The sequence below is a fragment of the Megasphaera jansseni genome, from assembly GCF_047974155.1.
Classification (GTDB): domain Bacteria; phylum Bacillota; class Negativicutes; order Veillonellales; family Megasphaeraceae; genus Megasphaera.
The window spans coordinates 1-23,424 of the sequence record NZ_JBHYRR010000004.1 but is presented as its reverse complement, the minus strand read 5'-3'; the positions used below and the strand labels follow the sequence as shown (position 1 = coordinate 23,424).

Below are 23,424 nucleotides of genomic sequence, written 5' to 3'. Positions count from 1 at the left end.
ACAGGGAATTGACTGCCGGATTTTTGAGGTAATATGCTGTCTTCGTGCTTCTTCAAAAAAATTTCTTGTCCTAGGAAATAATGGAAATATAGCCGGATAAGAATAAAAAAATCTCAAAAATATCGAGAAAAATGATATTTTTGAGATAAATGAGACTTTTATTTTCGTTGACGGCGAATCTGTTTGGGACTGATTTGATAGCGATGACAAAGGCGATAAAAAGTAGCCCGGCTGACTCCCATCGCGGCAGCGGCTTCTTCCACATAGCCGTTGGCTGATTGGAGGCAGTGCAGGCATTGTTGCTTTTCGTTTATCAGGATTTCATTCATGCCTGTTTTTGACGGACGTTGAGGAAGATGCAGGTCGGAGACCGTTATGGCTGGACCTGTACTCAGATAAAAGGCCCGCTCGATGGTGTTTTGTAATTCCCGTACGTTGCCGGGCCAATCGTATTGCTGTAAGCAGGGGAGGACATCGACTGCTAATTGCCGCTGACGTTCCGGGTAACGTTCATTGAAACGTTGTAAAAATAAGCGGCTGCAATAGGCGATATCCTCTGGGCGTTGGCGTAAAGGCGGGATATCCAGGCGTAAGACATTGAGCCGGTAATACAAATCACCCCGGAAGGTACCGCGGGCGACTTCTGCTTCTAAATCGCGATTCGTCGCTGCAATGATGCGGACATCTAATTTTTTGATTTCTTTGCCGCCTAAACGGCGGATACACAGTGTTTCTACGGCACGGAGCAATTTAGGCTGGAATTCGATGGGCATTTCTCCGATTTCATCGAGGAACAGAGTCCCGTGATCAGCGAGTTCGAATTTGCCTGGATTCCCTTCGCGTAATGCGCCGGTGAAGGCTCCCTTTTCATAGCCAAATAATTCGCTTTCGATGAGGTCGCGCGGAAGGGATGCGCAATTGACGGCGACAAACGGTCCATTGGCCCGTGCGCTGCCAGCATGAATGGCCTGGGCGAAGAGTTCTTTGCCCGTACCGCTTTCACCTTCGATGAGGACGCTGCCATCATAATGGGCATATTGCCGGGCCCTGTCGATAACTTGCGTCATTTGGGGGTCTGCGGCATAGATGGAATCGAAGGTATAGGTAGCCTGATTGCCGGACACCCGGTTGACAGACCGGATCAGATGTTCTTGACGGCGCAGGATGAGGGTATACGTCTTGCCAGTCGCATCGGCCGTCTGGGATATGGTAGCACTGAAACGGCGGACGTCGCCGGGCAGGATGAACCGCAGATCATCGATGTACCAGGGAGCATGGCGGCTAGCATCATCAGCCAGGCTCCAGTCAATCTGCGGCATGATTTTCCGGAAATCGAGGGCACTTAATTGTTTCTGTGTCATGCCCAATTCCTGTTGAGCCGTCGTATTGGCCCAGCGCAGATGTAATCGTTCATCGAATAGCAGAATGGATTCACGGATACCATTGGCGGCTGCCCGCATAAAATGACTTTGATGATAACTGATGAGTGTCCGTTCGATACTGAAGGCCCCGGCCACGACCAGGGCCAGTGTATGGAGATGGGCCGCATCGGCGTTGCCGGATAAATCAAGACTGCCGATGACATTGCCATTTACGCCGTGGATGGGAGCCGCTGAACACGTCCAATCATGCTGGTCGGCACAATAATGTTCAGCGCCGATGAGCTGGATAGGCTGATTATATTCCAAGGCGATTCCTGGAGCATTGGTCCCGACCTGGTCATTACGCCAAATGGCACCGCGCTGGAAAAGAATATTCTCCGAACGGGCTAGGATGGTATCGTCGCCCATAGTCAGCAGGACATAGCCCTGGTCGTCTGTGAGGGCTAATAGGAAATGAGAATCCCGGATGATATCGAGGACACTTTGCATGATTGGCTGTGCCGTCTGTATGAGCAACCGGTTTTTTTGCAGAATCGCCTGTAATTCTTCGGGAGACGCCGTCACTGCTTCCCGATGCCATGGGTCGACCCCGCAGGTACGGCACTTTTGCCAGGAACGGGCCACTAACGACGGAAGCCGAGGGTCTAAGACCCCGTCTGTTATAAAACGTTCCCAAATGCCTTTACATTCTATCTGATCCATTCTGACGCCTCCTGCACATATATATTCCTCATTATATCATATTTCGATTTTCCGCGGATTATAAGTGGCTTTGCTGCGATAGATTCATGATTGTGTTACGATTGTGCGTCGCCCGTCATAACTTCCAGTTATGCACAGGATTCACGGCGGGACGCCCTCCGGGACGTCCCCTACGGTATCGCATGCTGGCGATGAAAATGAACGCAGGTCGCAAAAAAATACACGGCCAACGGCCTTACGCGTAGGGGCTCGCACGTGGCGAGCCCGTTAGAGAGATTTGATCATAGCCCATCCGAGTATAATGGCAGGCTTTTATGAACCACGAACTACGAACCACGAGCCACAATTTTTTCCACAAGCCGAGGGTCACTCGAGGCGATGTCGTTATTCTGAGTCTGTTGCCGCGTGGCGGCATTTGAGTTAGAGGGCGGCCTGCGAACGGCGGTTTATGCCCCTAACAATCTTTTCGTTAATGTGGTATAATATCCTATTACGGATAACATTATCACATTAGCGACTTTTTTTAAGGAGGATTTTTGGGATGCGGCCTTTTGTTCATTTGCATGTCCATACGCAGTACAGTTTATTCGATGGCTTGTGCAAGATCCCCGATATGGTGAAGCGCGCCAAGGAGCTGAATATGCCGGCTGTGGCGATTACGGATCATGGCAATATGTACGGTGTCATTTATTTGTATAAGGAAGCCGTAGCCCAAGGCATCAAGCCGATTCTGGGATGTGAAGTGTATATGACACGGGGCAGCCGCTTTGAAAAGAAGACCAAGGAACGGCTCTGCCATTTGATTTTGCTGGCCAAAAACAATACCGGTTACCACAACCTCATCAAAATCGTGTCCAAAGGCTTTGTCGATGGGGAAAATAATTACCACAAGCCCCGCGTCGACTATGATTTGCTGGAACAGTATCATGAAGGGCTCATCGCCATGAGTGCCTGCATCGAAGGCCACATCCAGCAGGACATCCTCAATCACAATGAAGAAGGGGCCAAACGGACGTTGAAGCGCCTGGTTTCGATTTTTGGCAAGGATGATTTTTATTTGGAAGTCCAGAATCATGGGATTCCCGAAGAAAAGGTCGTCCGCACGGTATTCAAGCGCTGGTCCCAGGAATACGGCCTGAAGCTGGTCGCAACTAACGATTACCACTATATCGACCCCAGCGATGCAGCCGCCCAGGAGGTCAAGCTCTGTATTTCTACAGGCAGCACCCTTGATGATCCGTCGCATTTCCGTTTCTATAATAACGAGTTTTATATGAAGAGCGGCGACGAAATGGCCGACCTCTTTGCCGATATGCCTGAAGCTTTGGATACGACGCTGGAAATCGCCGATAAGTGTAATGTCGAAATCTCTTTTAACGAACGCCATCTGCCGCAGTTCCCCGTGCCCAAGGGGGAAACGGATTCGTCGTATCTGCGCAAGCTCTGCGAACAGGCGCTGCCGGAGAAATACGACCCCATTACGCCGGAAGTCCGCAAACGGCTGGACTACGAACTGGGCGTCATCGATACCATGGGTTTCCCGTCGTACTTCCTCATCGTCTGGGACTACGTCAAATACGCCCGCGACCATGAAATCCCCGTCGGGCCGGGCCGTGGTTCGGCAGCCGGGTCGGTCGTCGCGTACTTATTGGGCATCACCGGCCTGGACCCGCTCAAGTACGACCTCCTCTTTGAACGTTTCCTCAATCCGGAACGCGTCACCATGCCGGATATCGATATGGACTTTTGTTATGAAAACCGGGGCCGCGTCATCGACTACGTCACCCGGAAATACGGCGTCGACCACGTGTCGCAGATCATCACCTTCGGGACGCTGGCAGCTAAAGCCGTTCTGCGCGATGTCGGCCGCGTCCTCGATATTCCTTTAAGTGAAGTGAACCGCATCGTCAAGATGGTGCCTAATGAATTGGGCATGACCCTCGATAAGGCCTTGAAGATGAGCAAGGAATTCCGCGAGGAATACGAACAGAATGCGACCGTCCACCGCCTCGTCGATTTCGGCAAATCCCTGGAAGGCCTGGTCCGCCATTCGTCGACCCATGCAGCGGGCGTCGTCATCTCGGCAGCTCCTGTCGACGACTACGTGCCGGTCCAACATTCCAAGGAAGGCGATTTGACGACGCAGTACGAAAAGGACCTGGTCGAAGAACTGGGCCTGCTCAAGATGGACTTTCTGGGCTTGCGGACGCTGACCGTCATCGGCGATGCCGTCAAGATGATCAAAAAGGACCACGGCATCGACCTGGATATTAACGCCATCCCCCTGGACGACCCGGAAACGTGCCGCCTCCTGACCGAAGGCGATACGGCCGGTGTCTTCCAGATGGAATCGTCGGGCATTACCAACCTGGTCAAGGAGCTGGCACCGAAGCACTTTGAAGACATGATCCCTCTCGTCGCCCTTTACCGGCCGGGCCCTCTGGGCAGCGGTATGGTCGATGATTTCATCAAGGGCAGTCACGGCGAAAAGAAAGTCACCTACCTGCATCCGCTGCTGGAACCGATCTTGAAGGATACGTACGGCGTCATCCTCTACCAGGAACAGGTCATGCAGATCGCCTCGGTCATGGGCGGCTTTTCTCTGGGACAAGCTGATTTGCTGCGCCGCGCCATGGGTAAGAAAAAGGAATCCATCCTGGTGGCACAGCGGGCCAATTTCCTGGAAGGGACGCGGAAAAACGCCATTCCCGACGACATTGCCAACAAGGTCTTCGACCTCATGGTCTATTTTGCCGGCTATGGCTTTAACAAATCTCATTCGGCGGCCTATGCCTATGTAGCCTGGCAGACAGCCTACCTCAAGGCCCATTATCGGCCGGAATTCATGGCAGCGACCATGACCAGCATGATCAACGATGTCAGCAAAATCAGTTACTACGTCGCAGAATGCCGCCGCCACGGCGTCCAGGTCCTGTCGCCTGATGTCAATGCCAGCGTATCCATGTTTTCCGTCCAGGACGGCGCCATCCGTTTCGGTCTGTCCGGCGTCAAGAGCGTCGGCGGTAATGCTATCGAAGCCATCGTCAAGGCCCGTGAAGAAGGTGGGCCGTTTACGTCGCTCGGCGATTTTTGCAGCCGCGTCGACTACCATATCGTCAATAAGCGGGCTCTGGAAAGCCTCATCAAATGCGGTGCCATGGATTCCTTTGGCAAGAAGCGGTCCCAGCTCATGGCCGTCATCGACCAGGCCATCGCCATGGGATCCCTGAGCCAGAAGGACTATGCGTCCGGCCAGATGGGTCTCTTCGATGATACCGAAGATGTCATGACAGAACTGGAATATCCGGATATCGAAGAATATCCTATTGAAATGCGCCTGGCCATGGAAAAGGAATACGATGGTTTTTATTTTAGCGGCCATCCCCTCAATAAATATAAAGACATCATGAAACAATTGACGCCCTTGTCGGTCCTCTACGGGGAAGAAGGGCGGCAGTATGACGGCAAGATGATGCGCATCGGCGGTTTGATTACCGCCAAGAAACAGGTCATGACCAAGCGCAATGAACAAATGGCCATCATTACGGTGGAAGACTTCACCCACACCGTGTCGGTCGTCGTCTTCCCCAAGACCTATGCCCGCTATCAGCAGGCCGTCGCCGTCGATATGGCCGTTTCCATCCGCGGCCGGGCCGACATCAACGACGACAGCATCCAGATCCTGGCAGAAGAAGTGAAACCGTTGGACCAGGAAAAGGGAGAACCTGTGCAGCCTGCTGCCGTATCGCCGGCTGCAGCCCGCCAGGCCGGGGACTATTGGCATCCCGGTATGGGAGGAAAATTGTTCATCAAGATCCCGGCCCATTTGGAACGGACCGACCTGGCCGGCCGCATCGGCCAAGTCCTGGAACAGCATCCGGGACCGGTCAAAGTCTACTTCCACCTCATGGGCAGCCGCAAGACCATCCTGACCAATGAAAAGTATTGGGTAGAAACCACCGAAGACCTGCGGCAGAAACTACAGGCCATGCTGGAACCATGCTCCCTCGTCGTGCAGTAGGAGAGGGAGGGTTTCGGCCATCCGCTAACAACTAACTGCTAGCCACTAACAACTTTAAAGGGGCTGTCGCACGAAGGTTTTTGCCATCATGCGAGGCCCCTTCAACTTAAAAGTTTTTCGTTCGTAGTTCATCGTTCATCGCGATGGATTGATATTTTTAATCCCATACGACAAACGATGAACGACCTACGATCAACGTAAAAAGAGGCTGTCTTAATGCGACAGCCTCTTTTGTCATTTCCCCGGATCAGCCATGATCTTGGCCAGGACGACGCGATATTTATCGTTGTATTTGCGCATACAGTCGTTGATGTCGCGGCGGATGCGGGCGATGTTTTCGACGTTGTATTCTGCTGGTGGTACGTGGATATCGCAGATGATGTTCAGGCGGGCGTGGCCCGATGTGATGCGCAGGTGGTCCGTGTGATAACGGGGATATCTTTCGTGGACGATTTTATCCAGAACGTGGCGGACGTCATTGATCTTATGGATGTCCGTACAGAGCGGGTCCATGTGGATATTGACTTCCATGTGGTATTTATCCTGCAATTCATCTTCCAGGACGTCTAAGGCGGCGTGGACTTCGACGAGGTCGGCCTTGTCCGGTACTTCGGCGTGAATCGAACCGAACATGCGGCCCGGGCCGTAGTCGTGGATGCGGATATCGTGGACGCCGACGACGTGGGGACAGTTCAAGGCTGTCGCTACGATGCCCCGGACGAGTTCCGGATCCGGCGCTTTGCCCAGGAGAATATTGATGACGTCTTTGGCGATGCCGTAGCCGGCGTACATGATCATCAGGCCGATGGCCGTGCCGGCAGCGGCGTCGATGGGCAGCGTCGTGAACTGCTGGGCAATAGTAGCGACTAAAACGCCCGTCGTGGCGATGGCATCGGTGATGCTGTCGGCTGCCGTCGCATCGTTGACGCCGGAATTGATTTTCTTGCCGATATAGCGGTTATAGACGCACATCCAGACCTTGACGGCGATGGAGATGACGAGGACGCCGATGCTCCAATAGGAGAACTCCATGTTTTCGGGTTCGAAGAATTTTCCAATCGACGTTTCGCAGAGCTTGTATCCGACGACGAGGATGATGATGGAAATGGTCAGCGATGCCAGGTATTCAAAGCGGCCGTGGCCGAAGGGGTGTTCCTTGTCCGGCGGCCGGTTGCTCAATTTGGCGCTGATGATGGAAATGAACGACGAGCCCATGTCGGTCAGGTTGTTGAAGGCATCGGATAAGATACCGATACTGTTGCTCATCATGCCGACGAGGAATTTGCTGATAAAGAGGAAGAGATTACAAATAATGCCTAAGATGCCGCCGAGGATACTGTATTGTTCACGGACGTATTTGTCATCCGTATCCTCGTAATTTTTGATGAAGCGGCGGATAATGAATTCGATCATATGAAGTCACCCAGCTTTCTGATTCCCTTCATTATAGCAGAGATAGGGCGAGATACAAGTGATAACGAGAAAGAAATTGAGAATACAATAAATGCGAAAAAGTCATAATATTATCGAAAATGGGAATAGTTATTGAGTATTTTGCCGGAAAGAATTGCAATTACTTTATTTTTTTATATAATGGTATAGTGATTGAAAAATAATAAGTTCATAAAGTATATGATGGGGAGGATGTATGGATATACGAAAAGCGCTTATTTTTGATATGGATGGGACCATGTTTGATACGGAGCCCATTTCTTATCGCTGCTGGCGGGATGTGTCAGCCCGATATGGTTTTGACCTGGACCGCTCGGTGTTCGACCGTATGCTGGGGCGGGATAATCTGCGCATCCGCGCTATTTGTGACGACGCCTTCGGGTCGGAGTATCCTTATGATGACATCTGCCGGGAAAAGGTGGCTTTACAGTTAGAATATTACCGCAGCCATGCCATTCCCATCAAACCAGGCCTGCTCCACGTCCTGCACTACGCCCGCGAAGAAGGGATTGTCTGTGCTGTCGCTTCGTCGTCACCGCGGACATTGATTGAATATTTATTAGAAAAAACGGGCGTAGCGCCCTTCTTTTCCGTTGTCCAGAGCGGGGAAGAAGCGGCCCATGGCAAGCCGGATCCGGATGTGTTCCTCATGGCTTGCGACAAGGCCCGCGTTGCACCGGCCAGGGCACTGGTATTGGAAGATTCGGAAAGTGGGATTTTGGCGGCTCATGCGGCTGGGATTCCGTCTATCTGGATTCCCGATTTAATTACCATTCCCAAAAACGTACAAGACCTGGCCTGGACGTGTTGCCACAGCTTGGATGAAGTTCCAGGACTGCTGGCGAAAGGGGATTTATAATATGACACAGACCAAGCGAAGCCGCTGGCTTTTGCTCATGACCGTATTTTTAGGGATGCTGGCAGCCATTGCGCCGCTGTCGACGGATATGTACCTGCCAGCCCTGCCGTCGATGATGACGGCTTTTGGTGTTACGCCGTCTGTCATCCAGCTGACCTTGACGGCCTCTATGACCGGCATGGCGCTGGGGCAGATCGCCGTCGGGCCTATCAGTGATGATAAGGGGCGCCGCCTGCCTTTGATGATTGGCATGGCTATCTTTACCTTATCGACGGTTGGCTGTATCCTGTCTTCATCCATTGCCATCTTCCTTTTGTTCCGCTTCATCCAGGGCTGTGCCGGCGGTGCTGGTATCGTCCTCTCCCGGGCCATCGCCCGCGATATCTGCAAGGGCAGTGCCTTGACGCGGCTCTTTGCCATGCTCATGCTGGTCAACGGTATCGCACCTATCCTGGCACCGGTCATCGGCGGCCAGATCCTGCGCTTTGCGCCCTGGGAAGGCATCTTCGTCCTGGTCGCCCTGGTCGGTCTGGTCCTGACGGCATCGGCCGGTATCATGCATGAAACCCTGCCACAGCGGCGTCGTATCTCTGGCGGCATGATGGCCAGCCTCAAAGGCTTTGCCGCTCTCTTTCGCCAGCCTTACTTCATGGGCCATTGTATCATGCAGTGCTTCGGCTTTGCCGCGTTCTTTTCTTATATTTCCGGGTCATCCTTTGTCTTTCAGAACGTCTACGGCGTGTCGGCCCAGACCTTCAGCTATATCTTTGGCGTCAACGGCATCGGCCTGATGATTGCCGGGGCTATCACCGGCCGCATGACGGGCCGCGTGGCTGACTGGAAACTGCTCTGCGGCGCCTTGCTGCTGGCAGCCGTCGGCAGCGTCCTGCTGCTGGCTTCGTTCTGGTGGGATCTGCCCCTGCCCGTCGTCATCGTTCTCTTGTTCCTGACCGTGTCGCCTTTGGCGATGATGAGTACTAGCAGCTTCTCCATGGCCATGCAGGACCAGGGACGCAATGCCGGCAGTGCCTCGGCCCTCATCGGCTTCTTCTCTATGATCAGCGGTGCCGTCATGGCCCCAGTCGTCGGCATTGCCGGCGACCATACAGCCATCCCCATGGGCATTGTCATGGTCATCGGCGAAATCGGCGCCCTCCTGACCTTCTATGCCCTGATCTATCCGAGACATAAGGATAGTTTGTAGGGACTCGTTAGTAGGGGCTCGCACGTGGCGAGCCCGCCGGGGATATGCGAGATACTTGTAAACTTGATTTGTGTGAGCGGGCGTCCCACGTGGACGCCCCTACAGAAAAAGGGGCTGTCGCACGAAGGCTTTTGCTTTCATGCTAGGCCCCATTTACTTTATAGTTTGTAGCAACAGAGTTTGTAGTTTGCAGAGAAAACCTTCAAATTTAAAGCCATCCGCTAACAACTAACTGCTAGCCACTAACAACTTTAAAGGGCTTGTCGTCGTGCGACAAGCCCTTTTTCATATATTCCGTGCGACGAGTTTGTCGAGGGGTTCGTCTGGCCGCTGGAAGGGGATATCTGGTTTTTCTGCCAGGTAGTCCAGGGCAAAGCCCAGGCAGGTGGCAGCTCCATAGGTCAGGCCGTCTTCATCGAGGTCGAATTCCGGCGTGTGGTGATTGGCACCGCAGCCTTTTTCTTTGTTTTCGATGCCCGTAAAGGTCAGGACGCCCGGGTAGAGGCGGGACGTGATGGCGAAAGTTTCCGATGCCATCCAGGGTGTGCAGTCCGTCAGAGCGTCGGGGCCGATATATTTTTCGACGGCTTTTTCGGCGATAGCGACGCAGACCGGATGGTTCTGGACTTCAAAGAGCGGTTCCGGCATGTGCAGGATATCGTAGCGGCAATCATAGGTCTGGCAGGCATTGGCCAGGATGCGCTTGAATTCTTCGTAGAAGCGCCTGCCGGCGTGGTCGTAGCTGAAGAAGCGGCACGTACCGGCAAAGGTCAGGCTGTTGGGGATGACGTTGAGGACGTCGCCGCTGTGCAGGCTGCCGATGGAGAAGGTCAGACATTCTTTGGGCGGTACGGCCCGCATCCGCAGGGCCTGCATATTCCCGTAGAAGTCGTGGAAGCAGTCAATCGGGCTTTCGGCCAGGTCCGGGCGGGAACCGTGGCCGCCGTGGCCGTCGATGCGGATTTCAAAGCCGAAGCCGCCGGCCATGGGCGCATCGTGGCAGATGGAGACTTTGCCTGCCGGGATATCCCAGCGGACGTGGGTAGCGTAGCAGGCGTCGATATGCCAAGGGCTTTCGCCTTCCAAGTAGCGCAGGAGGTATTCCAGGGGGCCCGATTCTTCTTCTCCCCGTTCAAACATGAGAACGACGGTGCCGTCCCACTGGTCTTTCCAGCGCTTCAGCAACTTAGCTGCCATGAGCTGCATGGCCATATGGCCGTCGTGGCCGCAAGCGTGCATGACGCCGGGATTCTGAGAGCGGCAGACGCGCTGGCACGATAAGTTCTTTTCGCCTTCTTCGATGGGCAGGGCGTCGACGTCAGCCCGTAAGAGCAGCGTCTTGCCGGGGCCCTTCCCGTCAATCCAGGCGATGAGGCCGCCTTTGTCGACCAGGCGGTAGGAAATGCCATAGCTCTTCAGCTTTTCAGCTATATAGGCCAAGGTCTGGTCTTCCTGCTTGGACAGTTCCGGATGTTCATGGAAATGGCGGCGCAAGGCGACGAGTTCACCTTGTTCTTTGCGTACTTCTTCAAGAATATCGATCATCTTTGCTTCCCCCTCTATGTCATTCTTCAATCCCGATGCGGGCGGCAATGCCCCGGTCAAAGGGATGTTTGATTTTCTTGATTTCCGAGACGTAATCGGCTAAGTCCAGCAGGGCCGGACTGGGATTGCGACCGGTCAGGACGACTTCCGTATGGGCTGGTTTTTCTTTTAAGAAATCAATGACCTGTTTTTCCGGGACGAGGCCCAGGGCGCAGGCGCCGACGAGTTCGTCGCAGACGGCCAGGTCAGGCTGGTGTTCTTGGCAGAAGGCCCGGATCTGCTGCAACAAGGCGGTCTGGGCTTGGCAGGTAGCTTCCTTTTCAGCCGCCGTCATCTGAAAGGTGAATTTCAAGATGGCTTTGCCCCGCAGGACCGTGACCTGCGGCAGGGCCTTGAGGGCCGTCAATTCCCCCGTCGGCCGGCCCTTGAGGAACTGGGCGAAAAGGACCTTGCCGCCCCGGCCGGCACAGCGCAGGACCAGCCCCAGGGAAGCCGTCGTCTTGCCCTTGCCGTCGCCGCAATATATATGTATTAAACCTGTATCCATCTCATCACCTCGCGTTTAGCGGTTAGCTATTCATTAATACGTCAATTATTATACCATAATCAAAAAAGGGCAGGTAGTGGTCAGGCTCATCCATTCGTGATATAATATAACATCAGTTAATTTTTTTGGAAAGGATGGCCGGGAAGATGGAAGAACGAGCCCGTCAGCTATTGACAGCTTTAGAGGATGCAGGCTTTGAAGCCTATATCGTCGGCGGTGCCGTGCGCGACCTGCTCATGGGGAAAGAGCCGCACGACTATGATATCGCTACCTCTGCCCGGCCTGATGATATACGGGCCGTCGCCGCTAAGGAGGACTGGCACACCGTCGAAATCCATGGTGAAGCCTTTGGCATCGTCGTCGTCGTCATCGCCGGTCAGACTTTTGAAGTGGCGACCTTCCGCGGTGAGGCTTATGGGGAGGACAGCCACCGGCCGGATACGGTCTGGTATGCCGATAGCCTGCGCGAAGATGTCCTGCGTCGCGATTTCACCGTCAATGCCATGGCCATGGATTGCCGCGGCGATATTTACGACTACGTCGGCGGCCAGAAGGATCTGCGCAAGAAACGGCTGGTCACGGTCGGTGACCCGGTCCGCCGTTTCCAGGAAGACGCCTTGCGTTTGTTCCGGGCCTGCCGCTTTGCCGGCCAGCTCGATTTCATGGCTTCAAAGGAACTCGTCAAAGCCATGCCTCAGGCCTTTGGCCGCGTCCCAGGATTGTCCATGGAACGGGTCGTCAACGAAATGGACCGCCTCATGGTCACGCCGGCAGCGTACCGGGGGCTGGACATCCTCGTCCGCACCGGCCTCGGCGCCTGCTCGTGCCGCCAGAAGGTGAACGGCTGCTATGAAGCCGTCCCGATCCTGCCGGAATTGAGCCACCTGCCCGATACGCCGCAGTCGAAACCGTTCCATCTCTTCGATGCTTGGGTACACACCCTGGCGACTGTCGCCAACACGCCGCCGAATCTGACCATCCGATATGCGGCGTTGTTTCACGATGTCGCCAAAGGCCTGCCCGGTATCCGCGGCGTCCACAAGGGCCGCTATACCGATTACGGCCATGATGCCAAGGGAGCGGAACTGGCCGAAGCCATCCTGCTGCGCTGGCACAAGAAACCGGCCTTTGCCCAGCGCGTGGCCTGGCTGGTCAAGACGCACATGAAATTCCATTTCTTTGCCAATACAGCCGAAGGCGACGTCGAGAAGTGGCTGCGTCATGAAGCCCTCGATGGGCCCTTCCATCGGACGGAAGAACTCGTCGAAGCCGTCGGCCAGGCTACGGCTGTCGCCTGCGGTGATATTTTAGGCTGCGGCCATGCCGATGCCAGCACGGAGGGGACCGAATCCTTTGGAGCCTATATGGCCATGCTGGCTGCGGCCATGCCGGTCAGTACTAAAGACCTGCACTATGACCGGCGGATTCCAGACACCTGCGGCCGCCGTACCGGCGACTGCCTGCGGATCCTTTTGAAACGGGTCCAGAACCAGGACCTGGAAAACGATGCCGATATACTGGCAGACGCAGCCCGGCGCTGGATGAAGCGCCATGAAGGGGAAGGGCATCATGAATAAAAATGAAAAGAACCTGACCCATCGCATTTGCACCCGCATGGTCGGCTGCATGGTATTTTTTGCGGTCATCGGTTTTTGTACGGTAGGCCGCTTGTTCTATGAACAAGTCATCTATCATGACAAAAATGTAGCAGCTGCCCAGGAACAGAGTCAGGTCGAACGGAACCTGCAATCGCCGCGGGGCATGATCCTCGACCGCAACGGCAAGGTCCTGGCCATCAGCGAGATGTCCAAGTCCCTCTATGCTGACCCGACCATGCTCAATGAAGATCCGGCCCTGGTAGCCGATTTACTGGCGCCTTATCTCCGCATCTCGAAGGATGAAATCGAACGACGCCTGAAAGAAGATACAGCCTTCGTCTGGCTCGATCGCCAGATGGACCACGAAAAATATGAAGCCGTCGAATCGCTCATCAAGGAAGAAAAATTGCACGGCCTGGCTTTTCGCGATGAAAACCGCCGTTTCTATCCGAATGGATCGATGGCTGCCCAAGTCATCGGTTTTGTCGGTGAAAACGACCATGGCCTGGAAGGCCTCGAAATGATGCTGGATGATGAAATCCGTGGCAGCAAACAGACATTCCGCCTGCAGACGGATAACCATAATATCCCTGTCTTTTCGTCCGCCCTGGAACGGATCCTGCCCAACAAGGAACGGTCTGTCCGCCTGACTTTGGACAGTACTATCCAGTATATTGCCGAAAAAGGCCTGGATGGCATCATGTCCCGCAGCCATCCTGACGGAGCTTCGATTATCGTCATGAATCCAAAGACTGGCGAAATCCTGGCCATGGCCAGCCGGCCTACGTATGACCCCAATGATTACAGCAAAGGCAATAAAGAATCTTATAAGAACCGGGCCGTCGTCAACGTCTATGAACCGGGTTCGACCTTCAAGCCCCTCATGGCGGCAGCTGCTCTGGATTCGGGGAAATGGCATATCGGCGATGTCTATCACGACACGGGCTCTGTCCATGTCGCCGACCGGACAATTTACAACTGGGACCATAAGGGCATGGGTGACGTGACCTTGCGGGAAATCATCATGTATTCCATCAATACCGGCATGGCCCACGTCGCCGTGACGACAGGCGGCAAGACGCTGACCGACTACGCCCGACGCTTTGGCTTCGGAACGATTACGGGAATCGAATTGTCAGGGGAACAAGAAGGCATCCTGTTCGACCCCGATAAAATGTCCATCGTCGATACGGCTACCATGGGCATCGGCCAGAGCGTCGCCGTCACGCCCCTTCAGATGGTACAGGCTTTTAGCGCCATTGCCAATGAAGGGCACATGATGAAGCCCTTCCTGGTCAAGGAAATCGATAATCCGGACGGTTCCATTTACCAAAAGACAGAACCGAAAGAAGTAGGGCAGCCCATCAACGCCGGGACGGCTGAAACCATCAGCAAGTTCATGGGTGAAGAAGTCGCCATCGGCGGCGGCCAGAGCGCCAAAATCGAAGGCTATCGCTTTGGCGGCAAGACCGGGACGGCCCAGAAGAAGAACGAAGACAGCACGGGGTACGCCGAAGGCGAGTATGTCGGTTCTTTCATCGGCTTTGGTCCCTTGGAAGACCCACAGTTCCTGGTCCTCATCGTCGTCGATAATCCGCAGGGCGTCTACTACGGCGCCCAGGTCGCTGCGCCGGTCTTTAAGGAAATGATGACCGAAATCGTCCGCATGAAGGGCATCCGTCCGACTGAAGCGATGGACCAGAAACCGCTGGGACCCGTCGTCATGACGCCGTCCCATACCATTCCGCCCGTCCACCTTTCCAGTGATGGCGTCCTCATGCCGTCCTTCATTGGCTGGAGTACAAGGGAAGTCAATGACTGGCTCAATGAAGCGGGCTTAGGCTTTATCCCCAAGGGGATGGGGAAAGCTATCCAGCAATCGCCACAGGCGGGCAGTTATGCACCACAGGGCAGTAATGTCACCGTTATTTTCAAACGGAATCCATAGAACAACAGGGGGAACTAGTTATGCAATTACTCAACGGCCGGGAAGTGGCCGCATTTCATCGCGAGCGGGTGGAACGCCGCCTGGCCGATATCCAGGAAGAACTCCATATCCAGCCGGAATTAGCCATCATCCTCGTCGGCGATGATGCGCCGTCGGCTATGTATGCCAGATCCATGCAGAAGACGGCCCGGGCTGTCGGCTTGAAGGCAGAAATCTATCAGGAACCGGCTTCGGTCAGTGAAGTAGAAATCTTATCGCTCATCGATAAGCTCAACGACCAGGCTTCTGTCTTCGGCATCCTGCCCATGATGCCCCTGCCGCGTCACTTGAACAGCCAGCGCATCATCGACTGCATCGACCCGAAGAAAGACGTCGATGGCCTGACCGATGTCAATATCGCCCATTTGTATACGGGACGGCCGGGATTCGTTCCCTGTACGCCGCGGGCGGTCATTGCCATCCTCGACTATTACCATATTTCTCTGAGCGGCAAGGAGGTAGCCATCATCGGCCGCAGCAATGTCGTCGGGAAACCACTGGCCCAGCTCTGTCTGAACCGCAACGCCACGGTCACGCACTGTCATACGCGCACGAAGGACCTGAAAGCCGTCTGCCGCCGGGCAGACTTGGTCATCGCCGCTGCCGGGAAAGCCGGTTTGGTGACAGGCGATATGATAAAACCCGGCGCTGTCGTCATCGATGTCGGCATCAACCGCGTCGATGGCAAGACCGTCGGTGACGTCGCTTTTGACCAAGCGGCTGCCGTAGCCGGGGCCGTGACGCCCGTGCCGGGCGGTGTTGGCGCCGTGACGACGATGATGGTACTGGAAAACGTCGTCTGCGGCATCGCCCGGACAGAAACTATTTTATAAAAGTGAGGGAGTAATCTATGCATATCTTAGATAATTTTATGATTCATTATTTACGTCGCTTCGATAAACATTGCTTTACGGTACAACTTCACGACAAAACCTACACCATTGGCGAAGGCCAGCCGTTGTTCAACGTTGTTATCCATAAGGACATTCCGAAAAAAGAATTGCTGGCGTCGACGTCGCTGGCCTTGGGCGAAGCCTACATGCGCAAAGATGTCGAAATTGAAGGCGATTTGTTCACAGCTCTTCGCTGCTTCTTATCCCAGACGAGCCAGTTCTCGCTGGATAAATCCTTGTTCAAACGCATCCTCTATCCGTCGGAATCGAAATCGGCCCAGAAGAAACAGGTTTCGTCCCACTACGACTTGGGCAACGACTTCTATGCCAAATGGCTCGATCCGTCCATGAGCTATTCCTGCGCATACTTCAAGAATGAAGACGACAGCCTCGAACAGGCTCAGCACAATAAAGTACACTATATCCTGGAAAAACTCTACCTCAAAGAAGGCATGACGCTCCTCGATATCGGCTGCGGCTGGGGCTACCTGCTCATTGAAGCTGCCAAGAAATACGGCGTCAAAGGCTATGGCTGCACGCTCAGTAAAGAACAGTGGAAAAAAGGCCAGGAACGTATTGAAAAGCTGGGTCTCCAGGACTTGGTACAGATCGACCTCATCGATTACCGTGACCTCGTCGCCGAAGGCCGCCAGTACGACCGCATCGTCAGCGTCGGTATGCTGGAACACGTCGGCCGCTCCAACTATCCGCTGTATATGGAAACGGCCAGCCACCTCTTGAAAGACGGCGGCATGTTCCTGCTCCATTACATCAGCGGCCACGATGAAAGCATCGGCAATCCGTGGATGCGCAAATACATCTTCCCGGGCGGAACGCTGCCGTCGCTCCGCGAAATCGTCAGCCTCGCTTACGACAACGACTTCCAGGTCATCGACGTCGAAAGCCTGCGCCGCCACTACTATAAGACCCTCATGTGCTGGTTCAATAACTTCCAGAACGTCCGCGATGAAGTCATCGCTGCCCGTGGCGAAGAATTTGCCCGCATGTGGGACCTCTATCTCTGCGGCTGCGCCGTATCCTTCTACATCGGCAATATCGACATCCACCAGCTCCTCATGACCAAAGGCACCAAAAACGACCTGCCCATGACCCGTTGGTACTAGTAGGGGACACCCAAAGGGCGTCCCGCAGGTCGCAGGTCGCATTCGCAGGGGCGTCCCGCGGCTCCCCTGATAGGGGAGCTGGCCGCCGAAGGCGGTCTGAGAGGTTGATTTTCCACTACAAACTTAATACTCAAAAAGGGACTGTCGCACATGCGACAGCCCCTTTTTTGTAAACTGACCACGTACCCATAGGCGGGTAGGCGGGCCGCCCTTTGAGACGGCCCCTACGAGCCACGAACCACGAACTACGAGCCACGAACCACGAGCCACGAGCCACGAACCACGAGCCACGAACCACGAGCCACGAGCCACGAGCCACGAGCCACGAACCACGAGCCACGAGCCACGAACCACGAGCCACGAACCACGAGCCACTCCCCACCCTCTCCTATATGCGCGTAAAACGTATAACCATAACCATTTCGATGATAAAATAGCATAAACAGTATGCTTGACTTTTATATCACTAGCGGCTATACTAAAAGTACAGAAAGCGTTAAACGTTATACGAATCCGGATGAATTATCTTTGAATAGCAGAAAAGGGAGTGTCTCTTATGATTAAACAGATCGTGAAAACCTTAGACGGCAACGAAGCTGCGGCTGACGTTGCGTACAACTTTACTGAAGTCGCTACGATTTACCCGATTACACCGTCGTCGCCGATGGCAGAACACGTCGACGTCTGGTCGGCCAATGGCCGCAAGAACCTCTTCGGCCAGCCCGTCAAATTAGTCGAAATGCAGTCCGAAGCCGGCGCTATCGGTGCCGTCCATGGTGCTTCTGAAACGGGCAGCCTTTGTTCGTCCTTTACGGCATCGCAGGGCCTGATGTTGATGATTCCGGTCATGCACCGCCTGTCGGGCGAATTGAAACCGGTCGTCCTGCACATCGCCGCCCGTACCGTCGGGACCCACACCATGTCCATCTTCGGCGACCATTCCGACGTCATGGGCTGTCGCAACACCGGCTGGGCCATGCTCTGCAGCGCCAGTGTCCAGGAATGTGCCGACCTGGCAGCCGTTGCCCATCTGTCGACCATCAAAGGCCGCGTGCCGTTCATGCACTTCTTCGATGGCTTCCGTACATCCCACGAAATCCAGAAGATCAAGATGCTGCCGGCTGAAGAACTGGGCAAACTCATCGACCGCGATGCCCTCTATCATTTCAAACACACCGGCCTGAACCCGGAACATCCGGTCATGCGCAGTACCGTTACCAACCCGGACATGTTCTTCCAGTCCCGCGAAGCCAATAATCCCTGGTACCAGCGCCTGCCTTATATCGTCCAGGATTACATGGACCAGATCAGCGAACTGACGGGCCGTCCGTACCATCTCTTCGATTACTACGGCGCTCCCGACGCAGAACACGTCGTCATCGCCATGGGTTCTGTCACCGGGGCCATCCAGGAAACCATCGACAAGCTCTGCAAAGAAGGCAAGAAAGTCGGCTTCATCCAGGTCCACCTCTATCGTCCGTTCTCGCTGGAACATTTCATGAAGGCCATGCCGGATACGGTCCGCACGATTACGGTCATGGACCGCACGAAAGAACCGGGCGCCCTGGGCGAACCGCTCTACGAAGATGTCTGTGCAGCCATGTCCCACGTCAAACAGGACGTCACTGTCCTGGCCTGCCGCTATGGTCTGTCGTCGAAAGACGTACCGCCGGCATCGATCAACGCCGTCTTCACCAACATGGAATCGCTCCAGCCGAAGAACCACTTCACACTGGGCATCATCGACGACGTTACCCATCATTCCCTGGCCGACGTACCTATCACCGTCGATACGGAAGGGACCATCAGCTGCAAGTTCTGGGGCTTTGGTTCGGACGGTACGGTTGGCGCCAACAAGAACTCCATCAAAATCATCGGCGACAACACGGATATGTATGTCCAGGCTTACTTTGAATACGATACCAAGAAATCCGGCGGCGTCACCAAGTCGCACCTGCGCTTTGGCAAGAACCCAATCCGGGCTACGTACTATATCAAATCGGCGGACTTCCTGGCCTGCCATAAACAGGCCTACATGGGGACTTACGATATTGTCAGTGAAATCAAGGACGGCGGCATCTTCCTGCTCAACTGCAGCTGGGATAAAGACGACGTCGCCAGCCACCTCAGCAATAAAGTAAAACGCCAGCTCGCATCCAAGCACGTCCGCTTCTATATCATCAATGCCACTAAGATTGCCGAAGAAATCGGCCTGGGCAGCAACCGCACCAATACGGTCCTGCAGGCAGCTTTCTTCAAACTGGCTAACATCCTGCCCATCGATGACGCCGTAAAATACATGAAAGACGCCATTGCCAAGACCTATCTGGCCAAGGGCGAACAAGTCATCGCCATGAACCAGGCTGCCGTCGACCGCGGTATTTCGGATATCGTCGAAGTCGCCGTACCAGAAGCATGGAAAGACCTGCCGTCCGATCCCATCGTTGCCGATACCCGCGATATTCCGGAATTCATCAAGAAAGTCGTCGAACCGGCTAACTTACAGCTCGGCGATACCATTCCGGTCAGCGAATTCGTTCCCTATGCTGACGGTTCCTATCCCCTGGGCACAACGAAATATGAAAAACGCGGCATCGCATCGACCGTCCCTGAATGGGATCTGGAAAAATGCGTCCAGTGTAACCGCTGCTCCCTGGTCTGCCCGCACGCCGCTATCCGTCCGTATCTGGTAACGGCTGACGAAAAAGCCAAGGCTCCGGCTGACTTCAAGACCAAGAAAGCCATTGGCAAGGGGCTGGAAGACTATGAATTCCGCATCCAGGTTTCGCCGCTCGACTGCTACAGCTGCAGTGCCTGCGTCAATGCCTGCCCGGCTCAGGCCCTGACCATGAAACCGCTGGAAACGCAGCGTCATGAAAGCGCCGACTGGGATTATGCCCAGACACTCCCTGAAAAACATACGACTCTCGATAAATTCTCCGTCAAAGGCAGCCAGTTCCATCAGCCGCTCCTCGAATTCAACGGCGCCTGTGCAGGCTGTACAGAAACGGCATACATGAAGATTCTGACCCAGCTCTTCGGGCCGCGCATGATCGTTGCCAATGCTACGGGCTGTACCCAGGCTTGGGGCTCGGCCATGCCCAGCATCCCGTACACGACGAACTGCGAAGGCTTCGGGCCGGCCTGGTCGAACTCGGTCTTTGAAGACAATGCAGAATTCGCTCTCGGCATGTCCCTGTCCATGGAACAGCAGCGCGATGCTATCCGCATCAAATCGGAAGAACTCATGGGCCTGACCGACGGTGCCCTCCACGACGCCATCAAAGCTTGGCTCGACTCCATCGGCGTTCCTAACGAAGGCGAAGTCACGGAAGGCATCAGCCGGACGTACATCAAAGAATTGATGGCCGCTCATCTCACCGGCCGGGCTGCGGACCTGCAGAAAGAAATCCTGGCTCATAAAGAACACATCATCAAGAAGACTATCTGGATGTATGGCGGCGACGGCTGGGCTTACGATATCGGCTACGGCGGCCTGGATCACGTCCTGGCTATGAACGCCAACGTCAATATCATGCTTGTCGACACGGAAGTCTACTCCAACACCGGCGGTCAGTCGTCGAAAGCTACGCCAATCGGTGCGGTTGCCCAGTTCGCTGCATCGGGCCGCAAGTTCAATAAGAAAGACTTGGGCCGCCTGCTCATGACCTATGGCCACATCTACATCGCCCAGGTCGCCCTCGGCGCCGACCCGAACCAGCTCATCAAAGCCATCAAAGAAGCAGAAGCCTACAATGGCCCGTCCATCATCATCGCCTATGCACCGTGCATCAACCACGGCATCAAAGGCGGCATGGGCAATGCCCAGCACGAAATGAAACGCGCCGTAGACTGCGGTTACTGGCACCTCTATCGCTACAACCCGCTGCTTAAGAAAGAAGGCAAGAACCCCTTCATCCTCGACTCCAAAGAACCGAAGCAGTCCTTCCGCGAATACCTCATGGGCGAAACGAGATACGCTGCCCTGACGAGAACCTTCCCGGACATCGCCGAAGAACTCTTTGCCAAGGCCGAAGAATTTGCTAAGAAGAAATACGAAACCTATAAGGAATTGGCTGACAAATAGTTAAAACACGCTAATGCCATATACACACCCGAAAACAGGGCTGCCGAAAAGGCGGCCCTGTTTTCGTATACTCGGACTCCGATGCGGCAGAGCCGCAACAGACGCAAAAGAACGACATCGCCTCGGGAACCAAGCCTCCCCTCATAGGGGAGGTAGCCGCCAGGCCGGAGAGGTTGCAGTTCACCAATGTCTATCAATAATCAAAAAGCAACCTCTCAGTCAGCCTGAGCTGACAGCTCTCCTATAAGGAGAGCCATTGGGAAAGCCTCCCCTCATAGGGGAGGTGGCCGTCAGGCCGGAGAGGTTGCAGTAAAAGGAGGTTCTATGAAAACGCTTCCCTATTCTAAAGAAAATATATCATTTGCCCGTTCATTAAGGAAAAATATGACCAAAGAAGAACGTCACTTATGGTATGACTTTTTACGGACGTATCCAGTGAAATTTTATAAACAACGACGAATTGGTAATTATATTGCCGATTTCTATTGCAAAGAAGCAGGGCTCGTCATCGAATTAGACGGTGGGCAGCACTACGATGAAACCGGTATGAAGTCAGATCAGGAACGGACAGCTGTATTGGAATCCTATGGATTGACGGTCATCCGTTTTACCAATTTGGATATCCATAAAAATTTTAGCGGAGTTTGCCAAACTATTCATCAATACGTCAGTGAGCATAAAGGATGTTCCTGGTGATCAAAAAGCAACCTCTCAGTCAGCTGGCGCTGACAGCTCTCCTATGAGGAGAGCCAGTGGGAAAGCCTCCCCTCATAGGGGAGGTGGCCGCCAGGCCGGAGAGGTTGCCTTTCAAATCCTCCTTTTTTTGTGATAAAATAAAAGAAAAAAAGCAGGTGATAGTGTGAAGAGAATATGGCTCATCCGTCATGGCGAAAGTATTGCCAATGCCGGCGAAGCGACGCAGGATCATCGCAATATTCCCTTGTCGGAATTGGGGCTTAAGCAGGCGCAGGCCTTGGCCTTACAGATTCCCAGAAAACCGGACCTGATTGTCACATCGCCGTATCTCCGGGCGCAGCAGACGGCCATGTGTACGATCGGGCGGTTTCCCGATACGGTGACGGGGATTTGGGATTGTGTCCATGAATTTGTTTATTTGGCACCGGCGACGTGTGTCGGGACGACATCGCAGCAGCGGCGGCCGCGGGTCATCAATTATTGGCGCAGACTCGACCCGGACTATGTCGACGGCGAAGGGGCGGAAAGTTATCGCCAGCTCATCGGGCGCATTGAACGGACTTTATCTCTGCTGCAGCGGCGGCCGGAACAATTCATCCTGGTCTTTACGCATGCCCAGTTTATCCGCAACCTGCTCTTGGTCTATGAAAATCCGGGCAGGCCCGTAGAAGAATACATGGCTGCTTTCCGCCGCAGCCGCCCGGTCCACAATGGACAGATTGTAGAAATCACGATGTAAAGGAGAAATCACCATGGAATTACAATATGGACCCAATAAAATCTGGATGGAAAATGAAGCAGGGACGGTCGTAGCAGAAGTGGACTTCGTCGAACGGGAAGACGGCAATTACGACATCGTCCATACCTTTGTCGACGACAGTCTGCGCGGCCAAGGTGCCGCAGCCAAACTCGTCAAGGCCGCAGCCGACGAAATCCGGCGGCGCCACAAAAAAACGGCCACCAGCTGCTCCTACGCCGACGCCTGGTTCCGCCGCCACAAAGACGAACAGGATTTACTTGGATAATCAGGACGAGAATCCACTTGATTTATCGTACATTTATCGTACATTCATCGTACATTTATGATAAAAATAGAGATAGCTCGGTGGTGGGACATCGGCTCTCCTCTAGTTTTAGTGTTTGAAGAAGGCCGTGTACCGCAAGTACGCGGCTTTTTTGTTATATAGAGTGCTTATAGAGTGCTTTAAATTTAAATCATCTGCTAACCACTAACAACTAGCCACTAACCACTAAAAAAAGAGGCTGTCGCATTAAGACAGCCTCTTTTTACGTTGATCGTAGGTCGTTCATCGTTTGTCGTATGGGA

At 54.2% G+C, this 23,424-nt stretch carries 15 protein-coding genes; 11 read left to right on the top strand and 4 right to left on the bottom strand.

Translation table 11 applies throughout. The annotated features are described in order from the left end of the window. Positions 1-158: 158 nt before the first annotated feature. Positions 159-2,084: a sigma-54-dependent Fis family transcriptional regulator gene (locus ACE418_RS02315; RefSeq protein ID WP_416449060.1), complete on the bottom strand. Its 1,926-nt coding sequence runs from the start codon at positions 2,082-2,084 to the stop codon at positions 159-161. Positions 2,085-2,625: 541 nt separating this feature from the next. Between ACE418_RS02315 and ACE418_RS02310 the strand changes: the two genes are divergently transcribed. Continuing rightward, entirely contained in the window at positions 2,626-6,105 is a 3,480-nt protein-coding gene (locus ACE418_RS02310; protein ID WP_416449058.1) for a DNA polymerase III subunit alpha, read from the top strand. 234 nt (positions 6,106-6,339) lie between these two features. Here the strand turns inward: ACE418_RS02310 and ACE418_RS02305 are convergent, their stop codons facing one another. After that, entirely contained in the window at positions 6,340-7,518 is a 1,179-nt protein-coding gene (locus ACE418_RS02305) for a cation diffusion facilitator family transporter (RefSeq protein ID WP_416449056.1), read from the bottom strand. 235 nt (positions 7,519-7,753) lie between these two features. On the opposite strand from ACE418_RS02305, the gene ACE418_RS02300 reads away from it, so the two are divergent. Both ACE418_RS02300 and ACE418_RS02295 read left to right on the top strand, forming a co-directional pair. Continuing rightward, on the top strand, positions 7,754-8,416 hold the full coding sequence (locus ACE418_RS02300) for an HAD family hydrolase (RefSeq protein ID WP_416449054.1): 663 nt from the start codon (positions 7,754-7,756) through the stop codon (positions 8,414-8,416). A 1-nt stretch (position 8,417) separates the two neighbouring features. Then, positions 8,418-9,620 (top strand): multidrug effflux MFS transporter, encoded by a 1,203-nt coding sequence (locus ACE418_RS02295; protein WP_416449052.1) that lies wholly within the window; start codon positions 8,418-8,420, stop codon positions 9,618-9,620. 285 nt (positions 9,621-9,905) lie between these two features. Here ACE418_RS02295 and ACE418_RS02290 read toward each other — a convergent pair whose 3' ends face one another. Together ACE418_RS02290 and ACE418_RS02285 are read right to left on the bottom strand one after the other, a co-directional pair. Next, on the bottom strand, positions 9,906-11,165 hold the full coding sequence (locus ACE418_RS02290) for a M20 metallopeptidase family protein (protein ID WP_416449050.1): 1,260 nt from the start codon (positions 11,163-11,165) through the stop codon (positions 9,906-9,908). 19 nt (positions 11,166-11,184) lie between these two features. Beyond that, on the bottom strand, positions 11,185-11,712 hold the full coding sequence (locus ACE418_RS02285; protein ID WP_416449048.1) for a cob(I)yrinic acid a,c-diamide adenosyltransferase: 528 nt from the start codon (positions 11,710-11,712) through the stop codon (positions 11,185-11,187). Between the two features lie 146 nt (positions 11,713-11,858). Between ACE418_RS02285 and ACE418_RS02280 the strand changes: the two genes are divergently transcribed. The 8 genes from ACE418_RS02280 to ACE418_RS02245 all read left to right on the top strand — a co-directional run bounded on the left by ACE418_RS02280 (position 11,859) and on the right by ACE418_RS02245 (position 23,122). Then, positions 11,859-13,289 (top strand): CCA tRNA nucleotidyltransferase, encoded by a 1,431-nt coding sequence (locus ACE418_RS02280; protein WP_416449047.1) that lies wholly within the window; start codon positions 11,859-11,861, stop codon positions 13,287-13,289. Continuing rightward, positions 13,282-15,258 (top strand): penicillin-binding protein, encoded by a 1,977-nt coding sequence (locus tag ACE418_RS02275; RefSeq protein ID WP_416449046.1) that lies wholly within the window; start codon positions 13,282-13,284, stop codon positions 15,256-15,258. The genes ACE418_RS02280 and ACE418_RS02275 overlap by 8 nt, the downstream gene beginning before the upstream one ends. Before the next feature lie 20 nt (positions 15,259-15,278). Beyond that, on the top strand, positions 15,279-16,130 hold the full coding sequence (locus ACE418_RS02270) for a bifunctional 5,10-methylenetetrahydrofolate dehydrogenase/5,10-methenyltetrahydrofolate cyclohydrolase (RefSeq protein WP_416449044.1): 852 nt from the start codon (positions 15,279-15,281) through the stop codon (positions 16,128-16,130). A 17-nt stretch (positions 16,131-16,147) separates the two neighbouring features. Continuing rightward, a complete protein-coding gene (locus ACE418_RS02265; RefSeq protein ID WP_416449042.1) occupies positions 16,148-17,314 on the top strand; it encodes a class I SAM-dependent methyltransferase in 1,167 nt (388 codons plus the stop codon). 556 nt (positions 17,315-17,870) lie between these two features. After that, entirely contained in the window at positions 17,871-21,401 is a 3,531-nt protein-coding gene (gene nifJ / locus ACE418_RS02260; RefSeq protein ID WP_416449040.1) for a pyruvate:ferredoxin (flavodoxin) oxidoreductase, read from the top strand. A 384-nt stretch (positions 21,402-21,785) separates the two neighbouring features. Next, on the top strand, positions 21,786-22,097 hold the full coding sequence (locus ACE418_RS02255; RefSeq protein WP_416449039.1) for an endonuclease domain-containing protein: 312 nt from the start codon (positions 21,786-21,788) through the stop codon (positions 22,095-22,097). Positions 22,098-22,260: 163 nt separating this feature from the next. Further along, entirely contained in the window at positions 22,261-22,836 is a 576-nt protein-coding gene (locus ACE418_RS02250) for a histidine phosphatase family protein (RefSeq protein ID WP_416449037.1), read from the top strand. A gap of 13 nt (positions 22,837-22,849) precedes the next feature. After that, on the top strand, positions 22,850-23,122 hold the full coding sequence (locus ACE418_RS02245; protein WP_022498315.1) for a GNAT family N-acetyltransferase: 273 nt from the start codon (positions 22,850-22,852) through the stop codon (positions 23,120-23,122). Positions 23,123-23,424: the final 302 nt, after the last annotated feature.

Excerpts from the sequence above, each read along its gene's own strand:
- ACE418_RS02315 (WP_416449060.1), bottom strand. The coding sequence starts at position 2,084 with ATGGATCAGATAGAATGTAAAGGCATTTGGGAACGTTTTATAACAGAC.
- ACE418_RS02310 (WP_416449058.1), top strand. The coding sequence starts at position 2,626 with ATGCGGCCTTTTGTTCATTTGCATGTCCATACGCAGTACAGTTTATTC.
- ACE418_RS02305 (WP_416449056.1), bottom strand. The coding sequence starts at position 7,518 with ATGATCGAATTCATTATCCGCCGCTTCATCAAAAATTACGAGGATACG.
- ACE418_RS02300 (WP_416449054.1), top strand. The coding sequence starts at position 7,754 with ATGGATATACGAAAAGCGCTTATTTTTGATATGGATGGGACCATGTTT.
- ACE418_RS02295 (WP_416449052.1), top strand. The coding sequence starts at position 8,418 with ATGACACAGACCAAGCGAAGCCGCTGGCTTTTGCTCATGACCGTATTT.
- ACE418_RS02290 (WP_416449050.1), bottom strand. The coding sequence starts at position 11,165 with ATGATCGATATTCTTGAAGAAGTACGCAAAGAACAAGGTGAACTCGTC.
- ACE418_RS02285 (WP_416449048.1), bottom strand. The coding sequence starts at position 11,712 with ATGGATACAGGTTTAATACATATATATTGCGGCGACGGCAAGGGCAAG.
- ACE418_RS02280 (WP_416449047.1), top strand. The coding sequence starts at position 11,859 with ATGGAAGAACGAGCCCGTCAGCTATTGACAGCTTTAGAGGATGCAGGC.
- ACE418_RS02275 (WP_416449046.1), top strand. The coding sequence starts at position 13,282 with ATGAATAAAAATGAAAAGAACCTGACCCATCGCATTTGCACCCGCATG.
- ACE418_RS02270 (WP_416449044.1), top strand. The coding sequence starts at position 15,279 with ATGCAATTACTCAACGGCCGGGAAGTGGCCGCATTTCATCGCGAGCGG.
- ACE418_RS02265 (WP_416449042.1), top strand. The coding sequence starts at position 16,148 with ATGCATATCTTAGATAATTTTATGATTCATTATTTACGTCGCTTCGAT.
- nifJ (WP_416449040.1), top strand. The coding sequence starts at position 17,871 with ATGATTAAACAGATCGTGAAAACCTTAGACGGCAACGAAGCTGCGGCT.
- ACE418_RS02255 (WP_416449039.1), top strand. The coding sequence starts at position 21,786 with ATGACCAAAGAAGAACGTCACTTATGGTATGACTTTTTACGGACGTAT.
- ACE418_RS02245 (WP_022498315.1), top strand. The coding sequence starts at position 22,850 with ATGGAATTACAATATGGACCCAATAAAATCTGGATGGAAAATGAAGCA.